The following is a 23682-nucleotide window of genomic DNA, read 5'->3' on the forward strand; positions in this document are numbered from 1 at the left end:
GCGGACATAAAGGACGAAATGACTACCGAGGCCATCGCCCCGCCGAGCACCAAGTCGCAGGTGCTGCGCTCCTTCGACGTCACCGAATTCCCGGCTCTCAACGGCCTGGAGGAGGAGTGGCGTTTCACTCCGCTCAAGCGGCTGCGTGACCTGGTCACCGCCACGTCGCTGACCGGGGCGGCTCCCACGGTGGAGTACGCCGACCTGCCCGCCGGTGTGACGGTGTCGGACGCGGACGACGTGGAGCCGGTGCTCACCCCGTTCGACCGGGTCAGCGCTCTCGCGTACGGCTCGGCCGCCGGCGTCACCGTGATCGAGGTGGCGCCCGAGGCCGAGCCGGCCGAGGCCGTGGTCATCCGGCTGATCGGCAAGGGCGGTGACGCGGCCGCCGCGCGCACCTTCGTGAAGGTGGGCGCCTTCGCCAAGGCGACGATCGTGCTGGAGCAGACCGGCACGGTCACCCTGGCCGACAACATCGAGGTCGTCGTCGGCGACGGCGCCCAGCTCACCTTCGTCACGCTGGCGGAGTGGGAGCGGGATGCGGTCCAGGCCCAGCACGTCAAGCTCCGGGTCGGCCGGGACGCCCGGGTGCAGCACGTGCAGGTGACCCTCGGTGGCGACCTGGTCCGCCAGTTCACCTCGGTGGAGTACACCGGCCGCGGCGGCGACGCCGAGCTCTGGGGGCTGTACTTCGCCGACTCCGGCCAGCACCACGAGCACCGCCAGCTCGTCGACCACGCGGTGCCGGACTGCCGCAGCAACGTCGGCTACCGGGGGGCGCTCCAGGGCAGGTCGGCGCAGACCGTCTGGGTCGGCGACGTGCTGATCCGGGCCGCGGCGACCGGCACCGACACGTACGAGATCAACCGCAACCTGCTGCTGACCGACGGTGCCGTCGCCCACTCGGTGCCGAACCTCGAGATCGAGACCGGTGAGATCGCCGGTGCCGGGCACGCGAGCGCGACCGGCCGGTTCGACGACGAGCAGCTGTTCTACCTGATGGCGCGCGGCATCCCGGAGAAGGAGGCCCGCAAGTTGGTGGTCCGCGGCTTCTTCGCCGAGCTGATCAACAAGATCCCGGTCGAGAGGCTGCGCGAGCGGCTCGGCGACGCCATCGAGGCCCGGCTGGTCGACAGTGGCCTTTGAGAACGTCGGCCCGGTGACCGACATCGCGAAAGGCACCGTGCTCCAGGTGGAGATCGACGGTGTCGAGATCGCGGTCGTGCACGCCGACGACGACAACTTCTACGCCGTCCGCGACGAGTGCAGTCACGCCTCGGTGGCGCTCTCCGAGGGGGAGGTGGACGGGTGCACGCTGGAATGCTGGCTGCACGGCTCCCGGTTCGACCTGCGCACCGGTGAGCCCTCCGGGCCGCCTGCCTTCAGTCCGGTGGCGGTCTACCCCGTCGAGATCCGCGACGGCGACATCTACGTTTCGACGACACCTAGCAATGGAGTAGAGCCGTGAGCACCCTGGAGATCCGCGACCTGCAGGTTTCGGTGAAGCTGCCGGATGGCGAGCTGAAGCCGATCCTCGCCGGGGTCGACCTCACCATCAAGTCGGGCGAGACGCACGCCATCATGGGCCCGAACGGCTCCGGCAAGTCGACCCTGGCCTACTCCATCGCCGGCCACCCGAAGTACGAGATCACCGGTGGTTCGGTGACCCTGGACGGCCAGGACATCCTCGAGCTGAGCGTGGACGAGCGCGCCCGGGCGGGCCTCTTCCTGGCGATGCAGTACCCGGTCGAGGTCCCCGGTGTCTCGGTGGCCAACTTCCTGCGGACCGCGAAGACCGCGATCGACGGTGAGGCGCCGAAGCTGCGCACCTGGGCCGGCGAACTGCGCGGCGCCATGGAGAAGCTGCAGATGGACCCCGCGTTCGCTCAGCGCAACGTGAACGAGGGCTTCTCCGGCGGTGAGAAGAAGCGGCACGAGATCATGCAGCTCGAGCTGCTCAAGCCGAAGATGGCGATCCTCGACGAGACCGACTCCGGCCTCGACATCGACGCGCTGCGTGTCGTCAGCGAGGGCGTCAACCGGGTCCGCGAGACCGGCGCGACCGGCTTCCTGCTGATCACCCACTACACCCGGATCCTGCGCTACATCAAGCCGGACTTCGTGCACGTCTTCGTCGCCGGCCGGATCGTCCAGGAGGGCGGCCCGGAGCTGGCCGAGGAGCTCGAGGCGTCGGGTTACGAGAAGTTCCTGACCAAGGCCTGATCTTTCTTCTTTGGAGAAGCCGTGAGTTTCGACGTCGAGCAGGTCCGTAAGGACTTCCCGATCTTCCAGCGGGAGGTCAACGGTCACCCGCTGGTCTACCTGGACAGCGCCAACACCTCGCAGAAGCCGGTTCAGGTGCTCGACGTCATGCGCGCGCACCAGGAGCGGTACAACGGCAACGTGTCCCGCTCCGTGCACACGCTCGGCACCGAGTCGACCGAGGCCTACGAGGGCGCCCGGGCGCGCATCGCGACCTTCATCGGCGCGGCGAGCCCGGACGAGGTGGTCTTCACCAAGAACTCCACCGAGGCGCTCAACCTGGTCGCGCACTCGGCCGGGCAGCACCTGCGGCTCGGCCCGGGCGACGAGATCGTGATCTCCGAGATGGAGCATCACTCGAACATCGTGCCGTGGCAGCTCCTCTGCGAGCGGACCGGCGCGACCCTGCGCTGGTTCGGGATCACCGACTCCGGTTTTCTGGACGAGTCGAACCTCGACGATCTGATCAACGAGCGCACCAAGATCGTCTCGCTGGTGCACATGTCGAACGTGCTCGGCACGATCAACGACGTGTCCCGGATCGCGGCGCGTGCCAAGACGGTCGGTGCGCTGCTGGTGCTGGACTGCTCGCAGTCGGTGCCGCACCTGCCGATCGACGTCCGGGAGCTGGGCGCCGACCTGATCGCCTTCACCGGCCACAAGATGCTCGGCCCGACCGGCATCGGCGTCCTCTGGGGCCGTTTCGACCTGCTGGAGCAGCTTCCGCCGTTCCTCGGCGGCGGTTCCATGATCGAGACCGTCACCATGACCGGTACGACCTACGCCGCCCCGCCCGCGCGCTTCGAGGCGGGCACTCCGCCGATCACCGAGGCGATCGGTCTCGGCGCGGCGGTGGACTACCTGACCGGGCTCGGCATGGCGGCGATCCACGAGCACGAGCAGGCGATCACGTCGTACGCCCTCGACGCCCTCACCTCGGTGCCCGGCGTCCGGATCTTCGGGCCCGCCTCGCCGGTGGGCCGGGGCGGCACGGTGTCGTTCGGCGTCGAGGGGGTACACCCGCACGATGTGGGACAGATCCTGGACGCGCTCGGTGTCGAGGTGCGGGTCGGGCACCACTGCGCGCGGCCGGTGTGCGCGCGGTTCGGTGTGCCGGCGATGACCCGGGCCTCGTTCTACCTCTACACGACCACGGACGAGATCGACGCTCTGGCGCGCGGCCTCGACCAGGTGAAGAAGGTGTTCGGCTGATGATGCTCGACGGTCTCTACCAGGAGATCATCCTCGATCACTACAAGAACCCGCACGGCCGTGGCCTGCGGGATCCGTTCGACGGCGAGGCGCACCACGTCAACCCGACGTGCGGCGATGAGATCACGGTCCGGGTGAAGTCCGACCTGACCGACATCTCGTACGACGGTCTCGGCTGCTCGATCAGCCAGGCCTCGGCGTCCGTGCTGCACGAGCTGGTGCAGGGCAAGACCTCGGCGGAGGCGTCGGAGATCCACCACGCCTTCGTGGAGCTGATGCAGGGCCGTGGTCAGGTCGAGCCGGACGAGGAGGTCCTCGGCGACGGGATCGCGTTCGCCGGTGTGGCCAGGTTCCCGGCCCGGGTGAAATGCGCGCTGCTGCCGTGGATGGCGTTCAAGGACGCGGCGGCGCGTGCCGGCGTGGAGGTGGGCGTGAGCCCGGAGGTGAAGGCATGAGTACAGATCAGACCGATACCGCTCGGACCGTGGCCTCGGTGCCGGCTTCCGGGGCGGCTCCCGGCGCCGGGGAAGAGGTGCCGGACTGGCTGGCGGAGGAGCGGGCCGCCGCTGCCGAGGCCGGCGAGCCGGTGGAGACGCCATCGGTGAGTGTCTCGGCCTCGCCGGACGCCGCCTTCGGCGGGGACGCGCCGTCGGCGGCCGACGCCGCGGTGGGCGCGGACGCGGCCCCGGCCGACGCGATCGCCTCCGACTCGATCTCCGGCGGAGGCCCGGCCGACGAGGCGCCCACCGGCGATGTCTCCGGCGCGGCGAAGGAGCCGATCGAGGGTGCCGCTTCCGGCAAGCCGAAGGCGTCGCTCGCCGACATCGAGGAGGCGATGAAGGACGTCGTCGACCCGGAGCTCGGCATCAACGTCGTCGACCTGGGCCTGGTCTACGGCACCCACGTGGACGACGACAACGTGGTCACCATCGACATGACGCTGACGTCGGCGGCTTGCCCGCTGACCGATGTCATCGAGGACCAGACCCGGCAGGCGCTGACGGGCGGCCCCGGCGGCGGCCTGGTGAACGACTTCCGGATCAACTGGGTGTGGCTCCCGCCGTGGGGCCCGGACAAGATCACCGATGACGGCCGCGACCAGCTGCGGTCGCTCGGCTTCAACGTCTGACAAGGGTTTTTCACCCGCAGAAGCACCCCAGAGGCACCCCGGAGGGCGGTACGCGTTCGTGCGTGCCGCCCTTCACCGTGCCCGGTGGTAGAAACCGGGGCATGACTTCGACTCCGCCGTTTCCCGAGCTGCTGTCGCTGATCGAGGCCCGGTCGGCGGCGCTGCGCGCGGCCGCCGCCGTCGTGCCCGACCGGACCGTCGCGGTCCCCGGGTGCCCCGGCTGGTCGCTCACCGACCTGATCACCCACCTGGGCGGTGTCCACCGTTTCTGGGCCGCCACCGTGGCTCTCGGCGACGACTCCGGCCCGCCCGCGCCCGAGCATCACGGTGACCTCGCCCCGCACGGTGACCTCCTCGACTGGTCGGCCGCCTCGACCGAGCTGCTGCTCAGCCGGTTGCGGGAGGCCGGTCCGGAGGCGCCGTCGTGGGCCTGGTGGGCCGGGTCCGATGCGGCGCCGCTGACCGCCGGCGCGATCGCCCGGCATCAGGTGCAGGAGGCGGCGGTGCACGCGTTCGACGCCCAGGAGGCCGCCGGCCGTCCCGAGCCGCTTCCGGCCGCGGTCGCGGTCGACGGGGTGGGCGAGTTCCTCACCGTCTGGATGGGGTCGCGGGAGGCGTGGCCGCACCGGCCCGCGCGTGTCGCGTTCCAGGCGATCGAGGGCCCGTCCTGGACGCTCGACCTCTCTCCGGCGGGCGCCCGGACCGATCCGCCGGCCAGCGGTGATCCGGTCACCCGGGTGCAGGCGACCGCGAGCGATCTGGTGCTCGCCCTCTACCGGCGCATCCCCCTGGCGGACGTCCGGGTGGACGGTGACCGTGAGGTCGCCGAGCAGTTGGTGGAGTGGAGCAGAATGGACTGATTTGCGAGTGTGCGGGCGGGCCGGGGAGGAATCCCCGGCCCGTTTTATTTTTTAATGGTTCGGCAATTCTTGCTTGTCACCCCGGAAACGCGATGGTGACCTGCGACTCACTTAACTGCAATTGCGCCTTCCGGTGACGAACGGCACACCGTCCACTGTGGCCTGCAAAGACGCTCGAGTAACCCACGCTTAACCGGTTCAGGACTTGACGCCACGAGGCGGTCACCGCCAGTGTTGGGAGCGCTTCCATCGAAGGTTTCCGAACGACGCGAAGCGTTGCGCGAACTCTCGCGGAAAGGTCAATGATGAGTTCAAGTGTTGTCTCACGGCCGGTCACCGGCCTCCCGGAATATGTCGGTGACGGCATCTATCTGCACGTCGACGGGGAACGGTTCGTCGACTGCGCCTCCGGGACGTTCAACGTCTCCCTCGGTTACTCCACGCCGGAGATCATCGACGCGCTGCACGGCCAGCTCGACCGGGTCGCCCACCTGTCCTCGGAATTCACCCGGGCCAAGTCCGCCGAGATCTTCGAGCTGATGCGCCCCGAGCTGCCGCCGCAGATCGGCGCCTTCTGGTTCCGTGACATCACCGGATCCGGGGCCAACGAGGCGGCGATCAGAATCGCGCAGAAAGCGACCGGCAGGTCCGACATCTTCTCGTTGTTCCTGTCGCATCACGGACAGACGGTGGGCACCACCGGAATCTCCGGAAACGCTTTCCGGAATCGCAGTTTCTCGCTGCCGTTCGCGCATTCCGTCAAGATCCCCGGACCGGACTGCGCGAACTGCTTCTACGGCCAGGTCCCGGGCAGTTGCGCGATGATGTGCGCCCGGCGGCTCGAGGACTTCGTCGAGTACGCGTCGAGTGGCCAGGTGGCCGCCCTGGTCGTCGAGCCGGTGATGGGCAACGGCGGCAACATCGTCCCGCCGCCGGACTACTACCGGGTCCTCCGGGAGACCTGCGACCGGCTCGGCATCCTGATCATCGCCGACGAGGTGCAGACCGGCTTCGGGCGTACCGGATCGTTCTTCGCCTCCACCGGTTACGCCGCCGGCCTGCGCCCGGACATCATCACCTTCGCCAAGGGCGCCGGTGGCGTCGGCATCCCGGTCGCTGGTGTCCTGATGCGCCCCGAGCTCGACGTCCTCGAGTCGTGGGAGCACTCCAGCACCTCCGGCGCCAACCCGCTCGCCCTGGTCGCCCTCGAGGAGACCGTGCGTTACATCCGGGACCGCGGCGTCCTCGGCAACGTGACGGCGGCCGGCGCCCGGCTGCACCGCGGCCTGCTCGCCCTCTCCCGGACCTTCCGCGACATGACCGGTGTCCGCGGCGTCGGCCTGATGCAGGCGTTCGACCTGCCCACCAGCGTCGACGTCGAGCAGTTCATCGCCCTCGGGCGGCGGCACGGCCTGATCCTGCGCGGCAGCCGGTACGGCTTCGGCCGCGCCGTCAAGGTCCGCCCGCCCCTGATCATCACCGGCGAGCAGGTGGACGACCTGCTCGACCGCCTGCACGCGACCCTGCAGTCCTTCCAGAAGGAGGCCACCCGGCCGTGAAAGCACTCAAGTTCCGCAGCGCCTGGGACGTCGACCTGGCCGAGGTTCCGGACCTGCACGTGATCGGTGACGACGACGTGGTCGTCGACATCAAGTTCTGCGGCGTCTGCGGCACCGACCTGGGCATCGTCTCCGGTTCCTACCCGGTCGCCGTCCCCGGGGTCACTCTCGGCCACGAGGCGAGCGGCATCGTCGCCGAGACCGGCGCCGCGGTCACCACCGTCGCGCCGGGCGACCGGGTGGTGATCAACCCGACCCCGTACTGCGGCCGCTGCCGGATGTGCCAGACCCAGCGGATCAACCACTGCGTCAACAAGCACGGCACCGAGAGCGGGGTCAGCTACGACGGCGCGTACGCCGGGAAGTACCGCACCACCTCGGCGTTCGTGCACCGGGTGCCGGACGACGTCTCGCTGCGGGCGGCCGCCCTGACCGAGCCGCTGAGCTGCGTGGTCGCCGGTGCCCGCAAGATCCAGCCGCCGTCGCTGAGTGCGTTCACCTACGTCTTCGGCGCCGGCCCGCTCGGCCTGCTCTACACCTGGGTGCTGTCGCTCAAGGGCCTGACGCCGGTCGTGATCGAGCACTCGGCGGCCCGCTTGGAGTACGCCCGGGACCGCCTGCCCGACGGCACCGCCGCGTACGCCTCCCTGGAGGAGGCCCGCACCAAGTACTTCAACGACCCGCAGGCGCCGATCGACATCGTCGTCGACACCACCTCGATGCTGCTGGAGGACCTCTTCCCGCAGATGGCGCCCGGTGGCACGTACATGTCGATCGGCCTGAAGGAGAAGCTCGCGTCGATCGACACGATGCTGCTGGCCGACCGCAGCCTGTCGGTGATCGGCTCGATCGACTCCCTGCACGGCTCGTTCACCGAGGCGTTCCACCTGATCACCACCGGCCGGATCCCGGCCGAGCGGCTGGTCAGCCACGTGATCCCGCTCGACGACTTCGCGACCGGGTTCGCGGCGCTCGGCTGCGACATCGACGGCAAGCGGTTCGGGCCCGCCGACCAGGCCAGCTGCAAGGTGCTGATCGCTCCCGGAGGCATCGATGAGTGAGCCCCGGATCAGCGTGATCATCCCGTACCGGGACCGGGTCGAGAACCTGCGCCTCGCCCTGTCCGCGCTCGCCGAGCAGACCCTGGCGGCCGGCGCCTTCGAGGTGGTGCTCGGCGTCCTGGACGACAGCGGGGAACACGCCGAGGTGTGCCGGGAGTTCGCCGGCCGGCTCGACATCGTCACGGTGTCGTCGGCCCGGCCCTGGCAGGTCGGCCTCGCCCGCAACCTGGCGCTGCGGCAGGCCACCGGCGAGACCGTGGTGCTGATGGACGTCGACATGGCGCTGCCGCCCCGCTGCCTGGAGGATCTCTGGGACCGGCACTTCGCGTACGGGCAGCGGATCTGCGTGGTCGGCCAGATGATCGACTACGACAACAACACCGGCGACGTCACCGAGGTCGGCGTCCTGCCCTATGAGCACTACCGCAAGCTGCTCGCCGATCTGCAGGTGACCGGCACCGGCGACCAGGACCCGCGGATGACCGCCGAACACGTCATCCCGTGGTCGTTCGCGTGGACCGCGCTCGTCGCGCTGCCCCGTGAGCTGGCCGGGGATTTCGACCTGAACTTCCACGGGTACGGGGTCGAGGACCTGGAGTGGGCGTACCGGGTGTCCCGCACCGGGACGCCGGTCGTGATGGGCCGCGACTTCTTCGGCGTGCACCTGCCGCACGTGCGTGACGTCGCCGCCAACAAGCGCACCGAGGCGCCCAACTACCGCTACTTCCTGCGCCGCTGGCCGGGCGCCGACGTCGAGTTGGCCTGCGCGTTCGGCGACTTCGAGGCCAACGAGCGGTACCCGGGGTTCCGCCGGGCCGTGGCGGAGGCCACCGGGGTGCCCGGGGGCACGCTGACCGTCGTACACGGAAAGGTCGAAGGTCGGCGCGAACTGGTGGTCGGTGTGCCCGCCGGAACCACCGCCGTGCTGCCCGCGACGGCCACCGAGGTGGAGGTGCTGCCGCTGGCGGGGCTGGCGCTGCCCTACGCGGACGGCGCCGTCGACCGCTGCCGGGTGCTCGGCCCGGTGACCGCGCTGCCCGAGGTGTACCGGGAGCGGATCCTCGCCGAGGTCCGCCGGGTCAGCCGCCTGGTGGGGCCCTGAGGTGCCCCTCGTCGAGCTGCTCGACGCGGCGGTGGCGGCGGCCCGGGCCGGCGCGCGGGTGATCCGGGACGCCGGGACGGTCCAGGCGATCCGGCACAAGTCCAGCGGCACCGACCCGGTGACCGAGATCGATCTGGCGGCCGAGGCCGCGATCACCGCGTCGCTGTCCGCCGCGCGGCCGCACGACACCCTCATGGGCGAGGAGGGCACGGCACGGGCGGGGACCTCCGGCTTGCGGTGGGTGGTGGATCCGGTCGACGGCACGACCAATCTGCTGTACGGGTCTCCGCACGTCACCGTGAGCATCGCCGCCGAACGACAACTCCCGGACGGCGCCTGGCGGGCCGTCGTGGGCGTCGTCGCCGACCCGTCCCGCTCCGAGATGTTCACCGCGGCGCTCGGCCGCGGCGCCCGCCGCAACGGCACACCGATCCGCGTCAACGATCCGGTGCCGCTCGACCGGGCCCTCGTCACGACCGGTTTCGCCTACCTTCCGGAGTCCCGGGCGCGGCAGGCGGCGGTCGTCGCGGACCTGCTGCCCCGGATCCGGGACATCCGCAGCCACGGCAGCGCCGCCCTGGAACTGTGCTGGCTCGCCGCCGGCCGCTGCGACGCCTACTACGAGGACGAGCTGGCGCCCTGGGACTGGGCGGCCGGGGCGCTGATCGCCGCCGAGGCGGGCGCGGTCGTCACCCCGTTCGGATCCGGGGTGCTGGCCGCCGGGCCCGCCCTCCAGCCGGCGCTGGCCGGACTACTGCAGACAAGGACAGGACATGCAGCCGTACCGCATTGATCACATCACCGACCGCAACCCGCCACGCCTGCGCGTGCTGTACGCCGTCTTCATGACCCTCGCCCCGATCTTCGTGGTGTGGCGGACCGCCGTCGTCAACTGGACCGTCTGGTACGGGCCGGTGGCCTGGGCCGCCGAGATGTTCGCCGTCGTCACCACCGCCATGTTCGTGGTGTCGCTGCGCACCCGCACCCGGCCCGTGCCGCTGACCGTCACCACGCCGGTGAGCAGCACCGTCGACATCCTGGTGCCGACCGTCAACGAGCCGCTGCCGGTGCTCGAGCCGACGGTCCTCGGCGCTCTGCGGGTCCGCGGCGTCCGGGACGTGATCGTCCTCGACGACGGCGACCGCGCCGAGATCCGCGCGATGGCGGCCCGGCTCGGCGCCCGGTACCTGCCGCGGACCACCAGCGAGGGCGCCAAGGCCGGCAACCTCAACCACGGGCTGAGCGTCACCGACGCCGAGTTCGTCGTCACGCTCGACGCCGACCACATCCCGCTGCCGGAGTTCATCGAGAAGACCCTCGGCTACTTCGCCGACCCCGACGTGGCGGTCGTCCAGTCGCCGCAGTCGTTCTACAACACCGAGTCGTTCACCTTCCGCCCGCGGCGCGGGACCGAGGCGGCCTGGCACGAGCAGGAGATGTTCTACGGCGGGGTGCAGCCCACCAAGAACAGCACCAACAGCGCCATCTACACCGGGACCTCGGCGATGCTGCGCCGGTCCGCGCTGGACGCCGCCGGCGGCTTCGCCGAGGACACGTCCACCGAGGACATCCACACCTCGCTGCGGCTGCACGCCCGCGGCGGGAAGTCGGTCTATCTGGAGGAGCCTCTGGCGTACGGGCTCGAGGTCGACAATCTGCGCCAGTACTACGGGACCCGGCGGCGGTGGGCGATCGGCAGCCTGCACCTGCTGCTGCGGCACCCCGACTCGCCGCTGCGGGCCCGCGGGCTGACGTTCCACCAGCGACTCAACTACACCAGCGCGATGATCGCCCACTTCCAGGGGCTCAACCGGCTGCTCTACCTGCTGATCCCGGTCGCGGCGCTGACCACCGGCGTGGCCCAGGTGACCGGCCCGTACGCGGTCTACGGCTTCGCGTTCCTGGCGTTCACCGTGTTCTCCATCCACACCGTGGTCAGCTTCGGCCGGGGGCACTACCACATGCTGCACAGTGAGGCGTTCGCCGTGGCGGACACCCTGCCGATGCTCGCGGCGCTGCCGGCCGCGCTGTTCGGGGAACGGCAGTTCGGCGTCACCCAGAAACGGGCGCGGCGCACCACCGATGCCCCGCTCAAGTGGGCGTACCGGGTGTTCGCGCTGGCCGAGGTGGGTGCGCTCGGGTTCGCGGTGACCCGGCTGATCCAGGGCGAGCACGTCGTCATCGCGGCCTGGGCGGCGGCGTCCCTGGCGCTGAGCGCCGGGTACACGCTGTTCTTCCTGGCCGGGACGGAACGGTACGAGCGCAGGCCGGTCACCCCCTGGTACACCGACCTCGCACCCGCCGACCTGTATGAGCGCATCGTCGCCCTCTCCGCGCCTTCTCCCGCCGGTCCTCCCGCCGCTGATCCTTCTGTCGCGGGCCCCGGCCGGGAGAAGATCCCGGCATGACGATTCTCGGCGCGGTCTGTCTGCCCCAACTGCCACCGGAACGCCTCCGCGGTGTCGCCGAAGCCGCCGACGAGGCCGGCCTCGACGAACTGTGGCTGTGGGAGGACTGCTTCCTGACCGGCGGGGTGGCCACCGCCGCGGCGGTGCTCGCCTGGACCCGCCGCCTGCGGGTCGGCGTGGGCCTGCTGCCGGTGCCGCTGCGCAACGTGGCCCTGACCGCGATGGAGCTGTCGGCTCTGCACCGGCTCTTCCCGGACCGGGCGATCATCGGGGTGGGCCACGGCGTCCAGGACTGGATGGGCCAGGTCGGCGCGCGGGCCGATTCGCCGATGACGCTGCTCCGGGAGTACGTCACCGCCCTGCGCGCCCTGCTCGCCGGGGAACGCGTCACCGTCGACGGCGCGTACGTGCGCCTCGACGACGTCGCCCTGGACTGGCCGCCGCCGCGTCCCGCGCCGATCCTGATCGGCGGCACCGGCCCGCGCACCCTGCGGCTGGCCGGTGAGATCGGCGACGGCACGATCCTCACCGGCGGCACCACGCCGGGCCAGGTCCGCCGGGTACGGGAGTCCCGGGGTGACGGGAACCTGGTCGTCTACCTGCACGCGGCCACCGGCCCGGACGCGGAGGCCCGGATGGAGGGGGAACGGGTCCGCTGGGGGTACCCGTCGATCACCGACCGGGCCGTGACCGGGGACGCCGGTGCGATCGCGGCGGGAGTCCGCCGTTGGGCCGAGGCCGGCGCCGGCACGGTCGTGCTCCAGCCGACCCCGGACGACCCGGACCCGGAAGGTTTCGTCCGTTTCGTCGCCCAGCAGGTCCGTCCCCTGCTCACCTCGTAGCGCCCGCCGAAACCCCGGCTGGTCGTCCGGGCTGTCTCGGTGCCGTCGAGACAGCCCGGACGACCAGCCGGACCGCCTCAGGCGGTGGCGACCGCCGCGGTGGCGTCGGCCCGGGGATGGGCGTCCAGCTCGCGCCACGCCGGGAAGACGAACGGGGCGGCGGTCACCGCCAGATAGCCGCCGGCCGCGACCAGCGCGGCGGTGCGCAGGCCCAGCAGGTCGGTGGCCCAGCCGCCGACCACGCCGCCGAACGGGATGCCCGCCCAGGAGACGGCGATCAGGACGCTGATCGCCCGGCCGTGCAGATGCGTCGGCACCCGGCGGTAGACCGCGGCCATCAGGATCGGGTTCACCGTGGACATCAGCGCACCCGCGCACGCGGCCGTGACCAGGACCATCCACACCCGCTCGCTCAGGGCCAGGGCGAGAAGCTGGGCGGGGCCGCCGAGGAAGAAACAGATTCCGAAGGTACGGCGGCGCGGCAGTCGCGGGGCCAGCAGGGTGTAGAGGATGTTGCCGGCGACCGCGCCCAGGCCGAACGCGGTCCCGATCGCCCCGAGAGCGGCCGGCCCGTGCAGGCCGTCACGCACCCACACCGGCACGAACACCGTCGCGAACGCCTGGTCGAACATGTTGGTGACCAGCAGCATCGACATCACGCCGAGGATGAGACGGTCCGACCGTACACATCGGAACCCGTCCCGCAGCGCGTCGGCGTACCCCTGCTCCCGGCTCTGGGCCAGCGCCGCGGCGTCGGCGGAACCGACCCGGACCGCCGTCGCGATGATCAGCGCGCTGGCCGCGAACGACAGCGCGTCGAACAACAGCACCGCGGCCGGGTGCGACGCCGCGATCAGCAGCCCGGCCAGTGGCAGGCCGACCAGGGTCGAGGCGCGGCAGATGCCGTCGTACATCGCGGTGCCGCGCTCGGTCGACACGCCCGCCGCGGCGAGGGTCCGGGGGAGCAGCGCGCGCTTGGCCGCGTCGCCGAACCCGCGCAGCGCCCCGGCCAGCGCGATCAGCATCATCAAGGCGGTCAGCGACATCCCGTCGCAGTAGGCGACCAGCGGGATGCCGGCGACCGCGAGCACGCTGGCGGTGTCCGCCACGACAGCGGTCGGCCGCGGGCCGACCCGGTCCACGATCGGCCCGCCGATCAGTCCCGCCAGCACGTACGGCAGCATCTCGGCCAGCCCGGCCAGCCCGGCGAGCAGCGCGGAGTCCTGGGTGGTGAGGACCAGCCAGGGTACGGCCACGAAGGTGATCCGGCTGCCGAGCATGGAGATCGCTTCGGCCGTGAGAAGCGCACCGAGCTGGCGGTTCACCGGTCGGCCGGATCATTTAAATAGACCATCATCAATGTCTGAGGGTATGTCACGCCGGCGGCAGATGGTCGATCACGTTGTAGCGGTCCAGCGTCAGCGTCCCGGACGAGCCGTCGAAACGCGAGATCGAAGCATTGCGTACGCTCCCCGCGTCCCGCTCCACCTCCAGCACCTCGTCCCAGCTCAGCTGCTCGATCACGGCCCGCATCATCAGCACCACCGCGTCGTGGGCGACGACGATCACCCGCTCGCCGGCATGATCGGCGTGCAGGTCGTCGAGGAACGACGTCAAACGGACCGCGATGTCGGCGAACGACTCGCCGCCCGGCGGGGCGTACTCGAACTCGCCCGCCTTCGCCCGCCGCGCCGCCTCATCCGGGAAGCGGGCCGCCACCGCCGCGCGGGTGAGCAGCTCCAACTCGCCCATCAACCGGTCGACGAGCCGATCATCGGTCCGGGGCTCCGGCAGAGCCAGCCCGGCCGACTCCGCGGCGATCCGCCACGTCTCCCGGGCCCGCAGATAGGGCGAGGTGATCACCACCTGCGGTCGGCGATCCTCCGGAAGCGTGGCCAGCCAGCGGCCCAGCGCGGCCGCCTGCTCCGCGCCGGTCGCGGTGAGAGGCACCTCGGCGTCACGCCCGCTCACCGCCGCTTCCATCAGCTCGTCCTCGTCGGCTGCGGGGAAGGCGACATTGGCCAGGCTCTGCCCGTGCCGGACCAGAATCAGTTCAGCGACCATGATCGGACCCTATCGGCCCGACCGCCCACCGGTCACGCACCGGATTCACCGGCACCGCTCCGAGTAACCGCACCCTCCGCCGGAAACGACCCGCCATTGCATCAGCAGATCCATTCGGACGTGCGGCACCCTTCTCCCTTCCGGTGTGGGATGAAGGCCGGGGTGGTGGCGAGGGACAGCCGGCCCGCCGGCGGGCAAGCCCGGTACCGGCTTCCTTCCGGCTGGTCGTCACTGCTGACCTGCTGGTCAAATGCTTGCCCGCCGGTTGTCGATCTTGCGAGGTCGTGGTGAATCGGTTCGTCCGAAATTCACTAGACCTCGCGCGGAAGGGGTGTCTCCGGCCCGGGCGGGCGGGTTTTCGTCGCTGGGTCGGATCTGGTGAGCGAGGGGTGGCGCGGACAGCGCGATCTCCACCATCGACAACGGCCGGCGAATTGGCCGGCAGGGTCGCTGCTGTCTCAACGCGCGGGAGACGGCACTGACAGCCGGCCGGGGAGATCCGGCGCTACGCGGACAGTTCCGGTGGCGATGCGGATCAGCCGGTTGCGGGAGGTTCCTCCGGGGCGCCGCCTGCGGTGAGGTGGTGGGGAAGGGTGCTGGTGTCGCCCGCGGCGGTGCGGGCGGGACGGACCGCCTCGGCGGAACCTCGATGTCGAGGCCGGAACTTTCTCTATGTCGAGGCGGTGTCGGGCTCGTCGTCGCGGCCGAGGCGGCGCAGGTGGGTGGCGAGGGCGCGGGCGGCGTGCCGGTCGGTGGCGCCGAGCACGCCGAGTTCGGCCCAGCGGCCGGCGCGGGCGAGGAGGTCCAGGTGCCACAGGTGGCTGTTGTGCCGGAAGGGGTCGGCGCTGTAGCACTCCGCGTGTGGTGCGACGAGCGCGATCGCCCTGTCCCAGTCGCCGTGCTCCTGGGCGGTGATCGCTTCGTCATACCACTCGTACGGCTCGTCGGTCATAGGTGTTTGGCCGCCTCCCGGAGGGAGAGAGGGGACAGGCGGTCGGCGTGGGCGGTGAGGAACGTCCGGACGGCGCCGGGGTCGGTGCGGGCGTAGTGGCGCAGGGCCCAGCCGATGGCTTTGCGAACGAAGAAGTCGGGGTGGCCGGCCTGACGGGCGCAGTAGCCGAAGAGGCGGTCGGTGTCGGTCTCGGCGCGGTAGAGCAACTGGTGCAGGATCGCGGTGCGGATCAGCCACACGTCGCCGGCGATGGACCACTCGTCCACCCGGGTGATCAGGGCGGGGTGGCGGCGGACCAGGCCGGCGACGACGTGGGTCGCCAGCGGGTCCACGGTGTCCCACCAGGATCTCGTGGTGATCAGCTCGGCGACGGTGTCGAGGAAGGCCGGGCCGGGGACGCGCACGTGGGTGGTCAGGTAGTCGCAGGCGAACTGCTGGAACTCGCGCTCCTCCCGCGCCCAGCAGGCCAGGGCCACGGCACGCAGGTCGGGCTCGGAGGGTTTCGGCAGACCGGTCAGCGCGACCGTGGCCCGGGCGCGGCGGACGGCGCTGGTCAGGCCGAGGAACGGGAACTGGTCACGCATGTAGGCGGCCGCTCCGACGGCCCGCACCGGGTCGCGGGCGGTCTCGAACGCGCCGGTGAGGCGGTCCATCAGCACCGCCGCGAAGTCGCTCATGCCGGGAATGATGCCAGCGGGGTATGACAGGAATCGGCGCGTCACCCCGTACCGGGAAGAGAAGTGGGCCGGAAGCCGCGGCGACCGGAAGCGGAACGCGGACCCGGTGAGGCGGGTGTGGCGGGGGACCGCGGCGGGCGGTCGTAGGCTGGGGGGATGGCGGAACGGGCGGCGGCCGGTGGCGGCAAGTGGGTCGATGTCGCGCCGGAGCGGCTGCCCCGGTGGCTGGAGAATTTCGCGACGCGGCACGGGGCGTACACCGCGGAGGGATTGACCCTGACCGCGGCGGACGGCGCGGTGGCGACGCTGCACCTGCCCCCGGGGGCCGGCCCGGTGACGACGGTGGATGACCTGATCCGGGAGGCGCGGACCCCACGCCGGCTGGGACTGCTGCTGGCGCGCAAGGGCGCGGTGGCGGTCGGCATCGCCGACGGTGAGGAACTGACGGCCTCCAAGGTGGACACCCACTATGTGCAGGGGCGCACGGCTGCGGGCGGCTGGTCGCAGCAGCGCTTCGCGCGCCGCCGGGACAATCAGGCGAAGGCGGCGGCTGCGGACGGCGCCGGGATCGCGGCCCGCATCCTTCTCCCGGAGGTACGGTCGATGGCCGCGCTGGTGACCGGCGGCGACCGTGCCGCGATCGACGCGATCCTGGCGGCGCCCGCGTTGGCGGCGGTGGCCGCGCTGCGTGCCGGACGGGTCCTGGACGTGCCGGAGCCGCGGCACGCGGTCCTGGTGTCCGCCGTGGCCGCGGCTCGAGCCGTGCCGATTCTGATCAGCGAGCCGGTTACCCCAGCGCGCCGGCCTTGAAGGTGTCGCACTGCTTCGGGTCACCGGATTCGTAACCGACCCGGAACCAGTGCTGCCGCTGCTCGGACGTGCCGTGCGTGAACTGCTCGGGGTTGATCTCCCCGCCGCCGCGCTTCTGCAGCGTGTCGTCCCCGATCTGCCCGGCGGCCTGGATGCCCTCCTGGATGTCGGTCTCGGTGAGGCTGGTGAAGATCTTGTCACCGTCCTTGTCGACGGTGTTCGCCGCCGCGTGCGCCCAGGCGCCGGCGTAACAGTCGGCCTGGAGCTCCAGTTTCACCGACTCCTCGTTGGCGCTGCCCGGGTCGCGCTGCTGGCGGCGGCGCATCTCCGCCTCGGTGCCGAGCACGTCCTGCACGTGGTGGCCGTACTCGTGGGCCAGCACGTACGGCTGCGCGAACTGGCCCGGGGCGCCGAGCTGTCCCGCCAGCACCTCGTAGAAGGCCAGATCGATGTAGACCTTGTCGTCGGCGGGGCAGTAGAACGGCCCGACGCCGGAGTCGGCGGCGCCGCACGCGGTGTTCACCGCGTTCTTGAACATGTTGGTCTTGGCCGGGACGTACTGTTCGCCGAACGACTCGGGAAGTTCCTGACGCCAGTAGTTCTGGATCGACGTCACGTAGAGCGCGTTACGGCACTCCAGCACCTTGAGCTGCTCGGCGCCGGTGGTGCACTGCGTGACGGGGGTGCCGGCCGTCTCCTGCCCGTCGCCACCGCCCATGGTGTTGATCCCGAAGTATCCGCCGACCAGAGCGATCACCAGGGTGACGACGATGCCGGCCAGACCGCCACCGCCGATCGGCAGGCCGCCGATGCCGCCCCCGCCCGATCCCCGGCTCTGCTCGATCTGACTGGAGTCGATGTCGGCGCGTTCATTCAGTTCCATCTCGTCCCACCTTCACCACGGTTGTCCGCCGGGTACCCGCTGACCTCGTGGATTAATCGGGTGGGAAGCGTGAGTGAGCGCCCGGTAGGATGGCCGGGTGCTGCTCTGCGAAGGCTGACCTGCCCCGGCGCCGACCGTCATCCCGATGGCCGGCGCTTTTCTGCGCCCTGAGTCAGCCCGTACACCGAGAGCGAGAATTTCATGATCACCGCCACCGGACTCGAACTCCGCGCCGGCGCGCGCATCCTCATCTCCCCGACCACGCTGCGGGTGCAGCCCGGCGACCGGATCGGCCTGGTCGGCCGCAACGGCGCCGGCAAGACCACCACGCTGAAGGTCCTCGCCGGGGAGGGGATCCCGTACGCGGGCACGGTCGAACGGACCAGTGAGATCGGTTACCTTCCCCAGGACCCGCGGACCGGCGACCTGAACGTGACCGGCCGCGACCGGGTGCTGTCCGCCCGCGGCCTGGACACCATCCTCGCCGAGATGCAGAAACTCGAGGTGCAACTCGAGGAGAGCTCCGAGGACAAGCTGGTCCGGCGATACGGCCAGCTGGAGGACCAGTTCTCCGCCCTGGGTGGGTACGGCGCCGAGGCCGAGGCCGCCCGGATCTGCGCGAACCTGGGCCTGCCCGAGCGTGCCCTCGCCCAGACCATCGGCACCCTCTCCGGCGGTCAGCGCCGCCGGATCGAGCTGGCCCGCATCCTGTTCGCCAACTCCGGGCAGAACGGCAAGGGCATCCTGCTGCTCGACGAGCCGACCAACCACCTCGACCAGGACTCGATCGCCTGGCTGCGCGGTTACATGGCGCAGCACAAGGGTGGCCTCATCGTGATCAGCCACGACGTGGAACTGCTCGACGCCGCCGTCAACAAGGTGTGGTACCTCGACGCCAACCGCGCTGTCGTCGACATGTACAACATGGGCTGGAAGACGTACCTGGAGGCGCGTGAGACCGACGAGCGCCGCCGTCGCCGGGAGCGGGCCAACGCGGAGAAGAAGGCCGGCGCCCTGATGGCGCAGGCCGACAAGATGCGGGCCAAGGCCACCAAGACGGTCGCCGCGCAGAACATGGCCCGTCGTGCCGAGAAGCTGCTCGGTGGCCTGGATGAGGTCCGGACCTCGGACAAGGTGGCGAAGGTCCGGTTCCCGAGTCCGGCGCCGTGCGGCAAGACGCCGCTGACCGCGTCGGGGCTGTCGAAGTCGTACGGATCCCTGGAGATCTTCACCGACGTCAGCGTCGCCGTGGACCGTGGCTCCCGGGTCGCCATCCTGGGCCTCAACGGCGCCGGCAAGACCACCCTGTTGCGGATGCTCGGCGGCCTGCTGGAGCCGGACACCGGTGAGGTGCGGGCCGGGCACGGGCTGCGGCTGGGCTACTACGCCCAGGAACACGAGACGCTCGACGTGGACCGGACGATCCTGGAGCACATGCGCAGCGCCGGGTCCGAGCAGACCGACACCGAGCTGCGGAAGATCCTGGGCGCGTTCCTGTTCTCCGGCGACGACGTGGACAAGCCGGCCGGGGTGCTCTCCGGTGGCGAGAAGACCCGTCTCGCGCTCGCCACCCTGGTCTGCTCCGGGGCGAACGTGCTGCTGCTGGACGAGCCGACGAACAACCTCGACCCGGTCAGCCGGGAGCAGGTCCTCGACGCGATCGCCAACTATCCGGGGGCGATCGTGCTGGTCACCCACGACGCCGGTTGTGTCCAGGCGCTCAAGCCGGACCGCGCGATCCTGCTGCCGGACGGCGACGAGGATGCGTGGAGCGACGATCTGCTGGAGCTCGTCGAGCTGGCCTGAGGCCCGATCATCAACGATCGTCAGTTGTCAACTGGTGCCCACACAGACAGTGCGATGTTCGGGCGTTTCCGAACAGGTCGGGCACCCGTCGACCGGTACGCTGCAAGGTCGAGAGTCACTCCACGGAGCGATCACAGCACTCTCCGGAGCGATCGAGGGCGCGCTCTCGATCGAGTGTTTCCGCAGGTGATCGATGGTCTTGGGCGGTCGGTCACCGGGCCGGAAATGCGCGCCGAGAGAGCCCGGCCAAACTGTCTGACATTGATGCCCGTGGTAACCGTCAAGTTCCTGACAGTAATAAATGGGCACGTTCACGGGGGCGAGATGCCTGGCGCATGATCGTTCGAGACGGTGTAATAGGTGGGACCGTATCTGACCGCACTGTCTGCGACGTGAGGATTCAAGATGGCAGCCACTGGCACAGCTACCAGTACTGAGAAGGGTCGTCGAATCGTCGGTAGCGAGCGGCAGTCGCTCGCCAAGGACCTGGTGAAGCGTTACACGTCCGGCGAGAGCATCCGCGCGCTGGCCGCATCCACCGGCCGTTCCTACGGATTCGTCCACCGCGTGCTCACCGAATCGGGCGTGCAGTTGCGCCAGCGTGGCGGCGCACGCCGCCGCAAGAAGGCGTGACGGCCGCCGACGCCGGACCGGTTCCCGCCGACGAGGTAGGCGTTCGCTACGAACAGGACGGGCCGGTCGCGACGGTGACGTTGTGCCGGCCCGGTGTTCTCAATGCCCAGACTCCGGCGATGTGGACGGAGCTCGGCAACATTTCCCGGAAATTGCCGGGGGGAGTACGGGTCGTCATTGTCCGGGGAGAGGGGCGCGCGTTTTCCGCGGGCCTGGATCTGTCGGTGGCGAAGGGCGACGGCGATTCTTCACTCACTCGGCTGGCGCAGTTGTCGGCAGCCGAGTGCGCGGATCGGATAGCCGGCTTCCAGACCGCGTTCACCTGGTTGCGCAGTCCGTCCATTGTGACGATTGCGGCGGTTCAAGGACACGCGATCGGCGCCGGCTTCCAGTTGGCGCTCAACTGCGACATGCGGATCCTCGCCGACGACGCGCGGTTCTCCATGGCCGAGGTCGCCCTCGGCCTGGTGCCCGACCTGGGCGGCACGAAACGGCTCACCGAACTCGTCGGCCCGTCCCGTGCCCTGGAGATCTGCGTCACCGGTCGGCGGATCTCGGCGGACGAGGCGGACCGGATCGGCCTGGCGACGGCCGTCGTGCCGCCCGCCGAGCTCGACGGAGCCGTGTCCGACCTCGCCGCGGCGGTCCTGGCGGCGGACGGTGGCGCAGTCGCCGAGATCAAGGCCCTGCTCGCGGGCGCGCCCCTGCGGTCGTACGCGGAGCAGGACCGGGCCGAACGAGAGGCCCAGACACGGCGTCTCAGCGACCTGCTGGGCGCCGGGGAGTAAGGCACCTCCCGGGATTGTCGTACCCACGGGGCAGACTTACTGCTGCCCCGTCGAACGACGCCCGGGAGGTGACATGTCCACGAGCTGGAGTGTGCTGCGCTCGATCCAGAACGCGGATCGGGTCAGCAGGCACCAGGTGCGTGCGGGCACCACACAGCGGATCGTCCGGTTCGCGGTGCCGTACCGTCGCGACATCACGGTCTTCCTGCTGACCGTGGTGCTCGCCGCCGGTATCGGGGTGGCCACCCCGCTGCTCGCCGGTGACGTGATCAACTCGATCACCTCCGGGGAGTCCTCCGCGGTGGTGCGGCTCGCCCTGATGATCGCCGCGCTGGCCGTCGCCGAGGCGCTGCTCTCCCTCGCCCAGCGGTGGTACTCGGCTCGCATCGGCGAGGGCATCATCCTCGACCTGCGCACCCGGGTCTACGACCACGTGCAGCGGATGCCGTTGCAGTTCTTCGCGCGCACCCAGACCGGCGCGCTGGTCAGCAGGCTCAACAACGACGTGGTCGGCGCGCAGCGGGCGTTCACCTCCACCCTCTCCGGGGTGGTCAGCAATGTCATCCAGCTGGTGCTCACGGCCGGCGTGATGTTCACCCTGTCCTGGCAGATCACCGGGTTGTCGCTGCTGCTGCTGCCGGTCTTCATCGTGCCGGCCCGCCGGGTCGGGAAACGGCTTGCCGAGATCACCCGGGAGTCGTACAACCTCGACGCGAAGATGAACGCGACGATGACCGAGCGGTTCAACGTCTCCGGCGCCCTGCTGGTCAAGCTGTTCGGCCGGCCCGGCGCCGAGGCCGCCCGGTTCGGCGAGCGGGCCACCCGGGTCCGCGACATCGGCGTCCAGCAGGCGATGTACTCCCGCACCTTCTTCGTCGCGATGCTGCTGGTGGCCTCGCTGGCGCAGGCCCTGACGTACGGGCTGGGCGGCTGGCTGGCCGTCCAGGGCAGCGTCTCGGCCGGCACCGTCGTCACCCTGGCCCTGCTGCTCACCCGGCTGTACGGTCCGCTCACCGCGCTCAGCAACGTCCGGGTCGACGTGATGAGCGCGCTCGTCTCGTTCGACCGGGTCTTCGAGGTGCTCGACCTGGAGCCGGGCATCACCGAGAAGACCGGCGCCGCCGAGATCCCGCCCGGCTCGGGGCGGATCGAGTTCCGCGACGTGCGGTTCCGCTACCCCAGCGCCGACCAGGTCTCCCTGGCCACCCTGGAGGACGTGTCCACCTTGGACGCCCGGGAGAACGAGGAGGTCCTCACCGGCCTCGACTTCACCGTCGAGCCGGGGCAGATGGTCGCCCTGGTCGGGCCGTCCGGCGCCGGCAAGTCGACGCTGTCGATGCTCGTCTCCCGGGTCTACGATGTCACCGGCGGGTCGGTGCTGATCGGCGGCGTCGACGTCCGGGACGTGACGCTGGACTCGCTGCGCGACACCGTCGGCGTCGTCACCCAGGACTCACACCTGTTCCACGAGACGATCGCCGAGAATCTGCGGTACGCCCGGCCCGGCGCCACCGAGGAGCAGATGTGGGAGGCGCTGACCGGGGCCCGGATCGCCGCGCTGGTGCGGGCTCTGCCCGACGGCCTGGACACGGTGGTGGGCGAGCGGGGATACCGGTTCTCCGGCGGGGAGAAACAGCGGCTCGCGATCGCCCGGCTGCTGCTGAAACAGCCGTCGATCGTGATCCTCGACGAGGCCACCGCCCACCTGGACAGCGAGTCGGAGGCGGCGGTGCAGCGGGCGCTGACCGAGGCGCTGCAGGGGCGGACCGCGCTGGTGATCGCGCACCGGCTCTCCACGATCCGGGAGGCCGATCAGATCCTGGTGCTCGACCGCGGGCGGATCGTCGAACGCGGCACCCACACCGAGCTGATCGGCGCCGGTGGCCTTTATGCCGATCTCTACCGGACGCAGTTCGCCGACGCGATTCCGGCGCCGATGAGGGACGAGGAGATCGAGATCGTGACCGTTCCGGCGAAAGTCATCGAACCATGATCGAATTCGCCGTCTTCGCGTTGATCTTCGCAGCGATGCTTTACGCGTTCGCTCGTTTCGCCCGGTGGGTCAAGCGAAAAGGGATCGGCGGCGGAATCATGGGGCCGATCGACGAGGCATGGCATCCGTCGGCCGACCGTTTCCGGCGCGAGATCGCCATACATGAACAGCGGGTGCTGCCACCCCGGCCCGGCGACGACAGGGACCGTCCATAGTGCACCGGCTGGGCTAGGGTCGGCGGCATGGAAATGGTGGCACACAACCCGGCCGACGGTGTCTACGCGGCGACCAGTGACTATGTCCATGCCATGGAGGTTCGCGGGGCGCAGCGGATGCTCTTCGTCTCCGGGACGATGGGGCTCGACCCGGCGGGGAAGCCCGGCGCCGGCCTGACCGAGCAGCTCCGGCTCGTGTGGGACAACATCCGGGCCATCCTCGCGTCCGCGGGGATGACGGTGGACCACATCGTCCGGCAGACCAGCTATCTGCGGGACGCGGCGTACGCCGAGGAGAACGCGGCGGCGCGGGTGGCCGCACTCGGCGGCCGGGCCATCCCGACGACGGCGATCGTGGTGCAGACCCTGGAGAGCGACTGGCTGATCGAGCTGGAGATCGTCGCAGTCGCCTGACCTCTTCCGACC

Annotated in this window: 25 protein-coding genes; 20 read left to right on the plus strand and 5 right to left on the minus strand. The window is 70.5% G+C overall.

Annotated features, from left to right (window positions below):
• Positions 1-18 precede the first annotated feature (18 nt).
• The 13 genes from sufD to Aut01nite_RS35395 all read left to right on the plus strand — a co-directional run bounded on the left by sufD (position 19) and on the right by Aut01nite_RS35395 (position 12435).
• Positions 19-1146, plus strand: a complete 1128-nt coding sequence (gene sufD / locus Aut01nite_RS35335; RefSeq protein WP_043521530.1) for a Fe-S cluster assembly protein SufD — start codon at positions 19-21, stop codon at positions 1144-1146.
• Complete coding sequence (locus tag Aut01nite_RS35340; RefSeq protein ID WP_083998424.1) at positions 1136-1468, plus strand: Rieske (2Fe-2S) protein; 333 nt, start codon at positions 1136-1138, stop codon at positions 1466-1468. The genes sufD and Aut01nite_RS35340 overlap by 11 nt, the downstream gene beginning before the upstream one ends.
• A complete protein-coding gene (gene sufC / locus Aut01nite_RS35345; protein WP_043521531.1) occupies positions 1465-2223 on the plus strand; it encodes a Fe-S cluster assembly ATPase SufC in 759 nt (252 codons plus the stop codon). The genes Aut01nite_RS35340 and sufC overlap by 4 nt, the downstream gene beginning before the upstream one ends.
• Before the next feature lie 21 nt (positions 2224-2244).
• Complete coding sequence (locus Aut01nite_RS35350; protein ID WP_043521532.1) at positions 2245-3474, plus strand: cysteine desulfurase; 1230 nt, start codon at positions 2245-2247, stop codon at positions 3472-3474.
• On the plus strand, positions 3474-3929 hold the full coding sequence (gene sufU / locus Aut01nite_RS35355) for a Fe-S cluster assembly sulfur transfer protein SufU (RefSeq protein WP_043521533.1): 456 nt from the start codon (positions 3474-3476) through the stop codon (positions 3927-3929). The genes Aut01nite_RS35350 and sufU overlap by 1 nt, the downstream gene beginning before the upstream one ends.
• Before the next feature lie 257 nt (positions 3930-4186).
• Positions 4187-4603 carry a metal-sulfur cluster assembly factor gene (locus Aut01nite_RS35360; protein WP_152628450.1) on the plus strand — a complete coding sequence of 139 codons (417 nt, stop codon included), beginning with the start codon at positions 4187-4189 and terminating at the stop codon, positions 4601-4603.
• Positions 4604-4704: 101 nt separating this feature from the next.
• Positions 4705-5463, plus strand: coding sequence for a maleylpyruvate isomerase family mycothiol-dependent enzyme (locus tag Aut01nite_RS35365; RefSeq protein ID WP_043521534.1), 759 nt, complete (start codon positions 4705-4707; stop codon positions 5461-5463).
• A 305-nt stretch (positions 5464-5768) separates the two neighbouring features.
• The gene (locus tag Aut01nite_RS35370; RefSeq protein WP_173476622.1) at positions 5769-7022 is read left to right on the plus strand and encodes an aspartate aminotransferase family protein; all 1254 of its coding nucleotides are present in this window, start codon (positions 5769-5771) and stop codon (positions 7020-7022) included.
• Positions 7019-8083 (plus strand): zinc-dependent alcohol dehydrogenase, encoded by a 1065-nt coding sequence (locus Aut01nite_RS35375; protein WP_043521535.1) that lies wholly within the window; start codon positions 7019-7021, stop codon positions 8081-8083. The genes Aut01nite_RS35370 and Aut01nite_RS35375 overlap by 4 nt, the downstream gene beginning before the upstream one ends.
• The gene (locus Aut01nite_RS35380) at positions 8076-9185 is read left to right on the plus strand and encodes a glycosyltransferase family 2 protein (protein WP_043521536.1); all 1110 of its coding nucleotides are present in this window, start codon (positions 8076-8078) and stop codon (positions 9183-9185) included. The genes Aut01nite_RS35375 and Aut01nite_RS35380 overlap by 8 nt, the downstream gene beginning before the upstream one ends.
• Position 9186: 1 nt before the next feature.
• Positions 9187-9978, plus strand: a complete 792-nt coding sequence (locus Aut01nite_RS35385) for an inositol monophosphatase family protein (protein ID WP_043521537.1) — start codon at positions 9187-9189, stop codon at positions 9976-9978.
• Positions 9959-11593 (plus strand): glycosyltransferase family 2 protein, encoded by a 1635-nt coding sequence (locus Aut01nite_RS35390; protein WP_052163064.1) that lies wholly within the window; start codon positions 9959-9961, stop codon positions 11591-11593. The genes Aut01nite_RS35385 and Aut01nite_RS35390 overlap by 20 nt, the downstream gene beginning before the upstream one ends.
• Complete coding sequence (locus tag Aut01nite_RS35395) at positions 11590-12435, plus strand: LLM class flavin-dependent oxidoreductase (RefSeq protein ID WP_043521538.1); 846 nt, start codon at positions 11590-11592, stop codon at positions 12433-12435. The genes Aut01nite_RS35390 and Aut01nite_RS35395 overlap by 4 nt, the downstream gene beginning before the upstream one ends.
• Before the next feature lie 77 nt (positions 12436-12512).
• On the opposite strand, the gene Aut01nite_RS35400 is transcribed toward Aut01nite_RS35395, so the two are convergent.
• From Aut01nite_RS35400 to Aut01nite_RS35415, 4 genes are all read right to left on the minus strand, one after another.
• Positions 12513-13760, minus strand: a complete 1248-nt coding sequence (locus Aut01nite_RS35400) for an MFS transporter (protein WP_052163065.1) — start codon at positions 13758-13760, stop codon at positions 12513-12515.
• Positions 13761-13809: 49 nt separating this feature from the next.
• Complete coding sequence (locus tag Aut01nite_RS35405; protein WP_043521539.1) at positions 13810-14499, minus strand: histidine phosphatase family protein; 690 nt, start codon at positions 14497-14499, stop codon at positions 13810-13812.
• Between the two features lie 670 nt (positions 14500-15169).
• Complete coding sequence (locus tag Aut01nite_RS35410) at positions 15170-15451, minus strand: hypothetical protein (protein WP_052163066.1); 282 nt, start codon at positions 15449-15451, stop codon at positions 15170-15172.
• A complete protein-coding gene (locus tag Aut01nite_RS35415) occupies positions 15448-16128 on the minus strand; it encodes a DNA alkylation repair protein (RefSeq protein WP_043521540.1) in 681 nt (226 codons plus the stop codon). Before Aut01nite_RS35415 ends, Aut01nite_RS35410 begins: the two co-directional genes overlap by 4 nt.
• A 156-nt stretch (positions 16129-16284) precedes the next feature.
• Here Aut01nite_RS35415 and Aut01nite_RS35420 point away from each other — a divergent pair, with 156 nt between their 5' ends.
• Positions 16285-16938 carry an acVLRF1 family peptidyl-tRNA hydrolase gene (locus Aut01nite_RS35420; RefSeq protein WP_043521541.1) on the plus strand — a complete coding sequence of 218 codons (654 nt, stop codon included), beginning with the start codon at positions 16285-16287 and terminating at the stop codon, positions 16936-16938.
• Here Aut01nite_RS35420 and ypfJ read toward each other — a convergent pair.
• Positions 16916-17821, minus strand: coding sequence for a KPN_02809 family neutral zinc metallopeptidase (gene ypfJ / locus Aut01nite_RS35425; RefSeq protein WP_043521542.1), 906 nt, complete (start codon positions 17819-17821; stop codon positions 16916-16918). The two genes, Aut01nite_RS35420 and ypfJ, sit on opposite strands and share 23 nt — an antisense overlap.
• A gap of 201 nt (positions 17822-18022) precedes the next feature.
• On the opposite strand from ypfJ, the gene Aut01nite_RS35430 reads away from it, so the two are divergent.
• The 6 genes from Aut01nite_RS35430 to Aut01nite_RS35455 all read left to right on the plus strand — a co-directional run bounded on the left by Aut01nite_RS35430 (position 18023) and on the right by Aut01nite_RS35455 (position 23670).
• Positions 18023-19627, plus strand: coding sequence for an ABC-F family ATP-binding cassette domain-containing protein (locus Aut01nite_RS35430; protein WP_043521543.1), 1605 nt, complete (start codon positions 18023-18025; stop codon positions 19625-19627).
• 405 nt (positions 19628-20032) lie between these two features.
• A complete protein-coding gene (locus tag Aut01nite_RS35435; protein ID WP_014441759.1) occupies positions 20033-20260 on the plus strand; it encodes a helix-turn-helix domain-containing protein in 228 nt (75 codons plus the stop codon).
• Positions 20257-21048 (plus strand): enoyl-CoA hydratase/isomerase family protein, encoded by a 792-nt coding sequence (locus tag Aut01nite_RS35440; RefSeq protein WP_043521544.1) that lies wholly within the window; start codon positions 20257-20259, stop codon positions 21046-21048. The genes Aut01nite_RS35435 and Aut01nite_RS35440 overlap by 4 nt, the downstream gene beginning before the upstream one ends.
• Positions 21049-21121: 73 nt before the next feature.
• On the plus strand, positions 21122-23041 hold the full coding sequence (locus tag Aut01nite_RS35445; protein WP_043521545.1) for an ABC transporter ATP-binding protein: 1920 nt from the start codon (positions 21122-21124) through the stop codon (positions 23039-23041).
• Positions 23038-23256: a hypothetical protein gene (locus Aut01nite_RS35450; RefSeq protein ID WP_043521546.1), complete on the plus strand. Its 219-nt coding sequence runs from the start codon at positions 23038-23040 to the stop codon at positions 23254-23256. The genes Aut01nite_RS35445 and Aut01nite_RS35450 overlap by 4 nt, the downstream gene beginning before the upstream one ends.
• 27 nt (positions 23257-23283) lie before the next feature.
• Complete coding sequence (locus Aut01nite_RS35455) at positions 23284-23670, plus strand: RidA family protein (protein ID WP_043521547.1); 387 nt, start codon at positions 23284-23286, stop codon at positions 23668-23670.
• Positions 23671-23682: the final 12 nt, after the last annotated feature.

It is taken from the genome of Actinoplanes utahensis, assembly GCF_016862455.1.
GTDB classification, from domain to species: Bacteria; Actinomycetota; Actinomycetes; order Mycobacteriales; family Micromonosporaceae; genus Actinoplanes; species Actinoplanes utahensis.

Bases quoted from the DNA above. Each gene is read 5' to 3' on its own strand.
- Aut01nite_RS35455 (WP_043521547.1), top strand. From the start codon at position 23,284: ATGGAAATGGTGGCACACAACCCGGCCGACGGTGTCTACGCGGCGACC.
- Aut01nite_RS35365 (WP_043521534.1), top strand. From the start codon at position 4,705: ATGACTTCGACTCCGCCGTTTCCCGAGCTGCTGTCGCTGATCGAGGCC.
- sufU (WP_043521533.1), top strand. From the start codon at position 3,474: ATGATGCTCGACGGTCTCTACCAGGAGATCATCCTCGATCACTACAAG.
- Aut01nite_RS35390 (WP_052163064.1), top strand. From the start codon at position 9,959: ATGCAGCCGTACCGCATTGATCACATCACCGACCGCAACCCGCCACGC.
- Aut01nite_RS35420 (WP_043521541.1), top strand. From the start codon at position 16,285: ATGGCGGAACGGGCGGCGGCCGGTGGCGGCAAGTGGGTCGATGTCGCG.
- Aut01nite_RS35370 (WP_173476622.1), top strand. From the start codon at position 5,769: ATGAGTTCAAGTGTTGTCTCACGGCCGGTCACCGGCCTCCCGGAATAT.
- Aut01nite_RS35450 (WP_043521546.1), top strand. From the start codon at position 23,038: ATGATCGAATTCGCCGTCTTCGCGTTGATCTTCGCAGCGATGCTTTAC.
- ypfJ (WP_043521542.1), bottom strand. From the start codon at position 17,821: ATGGAACTGAATGAACGCGCCGACATCGACTCCAGTCAGATCGAGCAG.
- Aut01nite_RS35435 (WP_014441759.1), top strand. From the start codon at position 20,033: ATGGCAGCCACTGGCACAGCTACCAGTACTGAGAAGGGTCGTCGAATC.
- Aut01nite_RS35445 (WP_043521545.1), top strand. From the start codon at position 21,122: ATGTCCACGAGCTGGAGTGTGCTGCGCTCGATCCAGAACGCGGATCGG.
- Aut01nite_RS35395 (WP_043521538.1), top strand. From the start codon at position 11,590: ATGACGATTCTCGGCGCGGTCTGTCTGCCCCAACTGCCACCGGAACGC.
- Aut01nite_RS35410 (WP_052163066.1), bottom strand. From the start codon at position 15,451: ATGACCGACGAGCCGTACGAGTGGTATGACGAAGCGATCACCGCCCAG.
- Aut01nite_RS35380 (WP_043521536.1), top strand. From the start codon at position 8,076: ATGAGTGAGCCCCGGATCAGCGTGATCATCCCGTACCGGGACCGGGTC.
- sufD (WP_043521530.1), top strand. From the start codon at position 19: ATGACTACCGAGGCCATCGCCCCGCCGAGCACCAAGTCGCAGGTGCTG.
- Aut01nite_RS35405 (WP_043521539.1), bottom strand. From the start codon at position 14,499: ATGGTCGCTGAACTGATTCTGGTCCGGCACGGGCAGAGCCTGGCCAAT.
- Aut01nite_RS35430 (WP_043521543.1), top strand. From the start codon at position 18,023: ATGATCACCGCCACCGGACTCGAACTCCGCGCCGGCGCGCGCATCCTC.
- Aut01nite_RS35415 (WP_043521540.1), bottom strand. From the start codon at position 16,128: ATGAGCGACTTCGCGGCGGTGCTGATGGACCGCCTCACCGGCGCGTTC.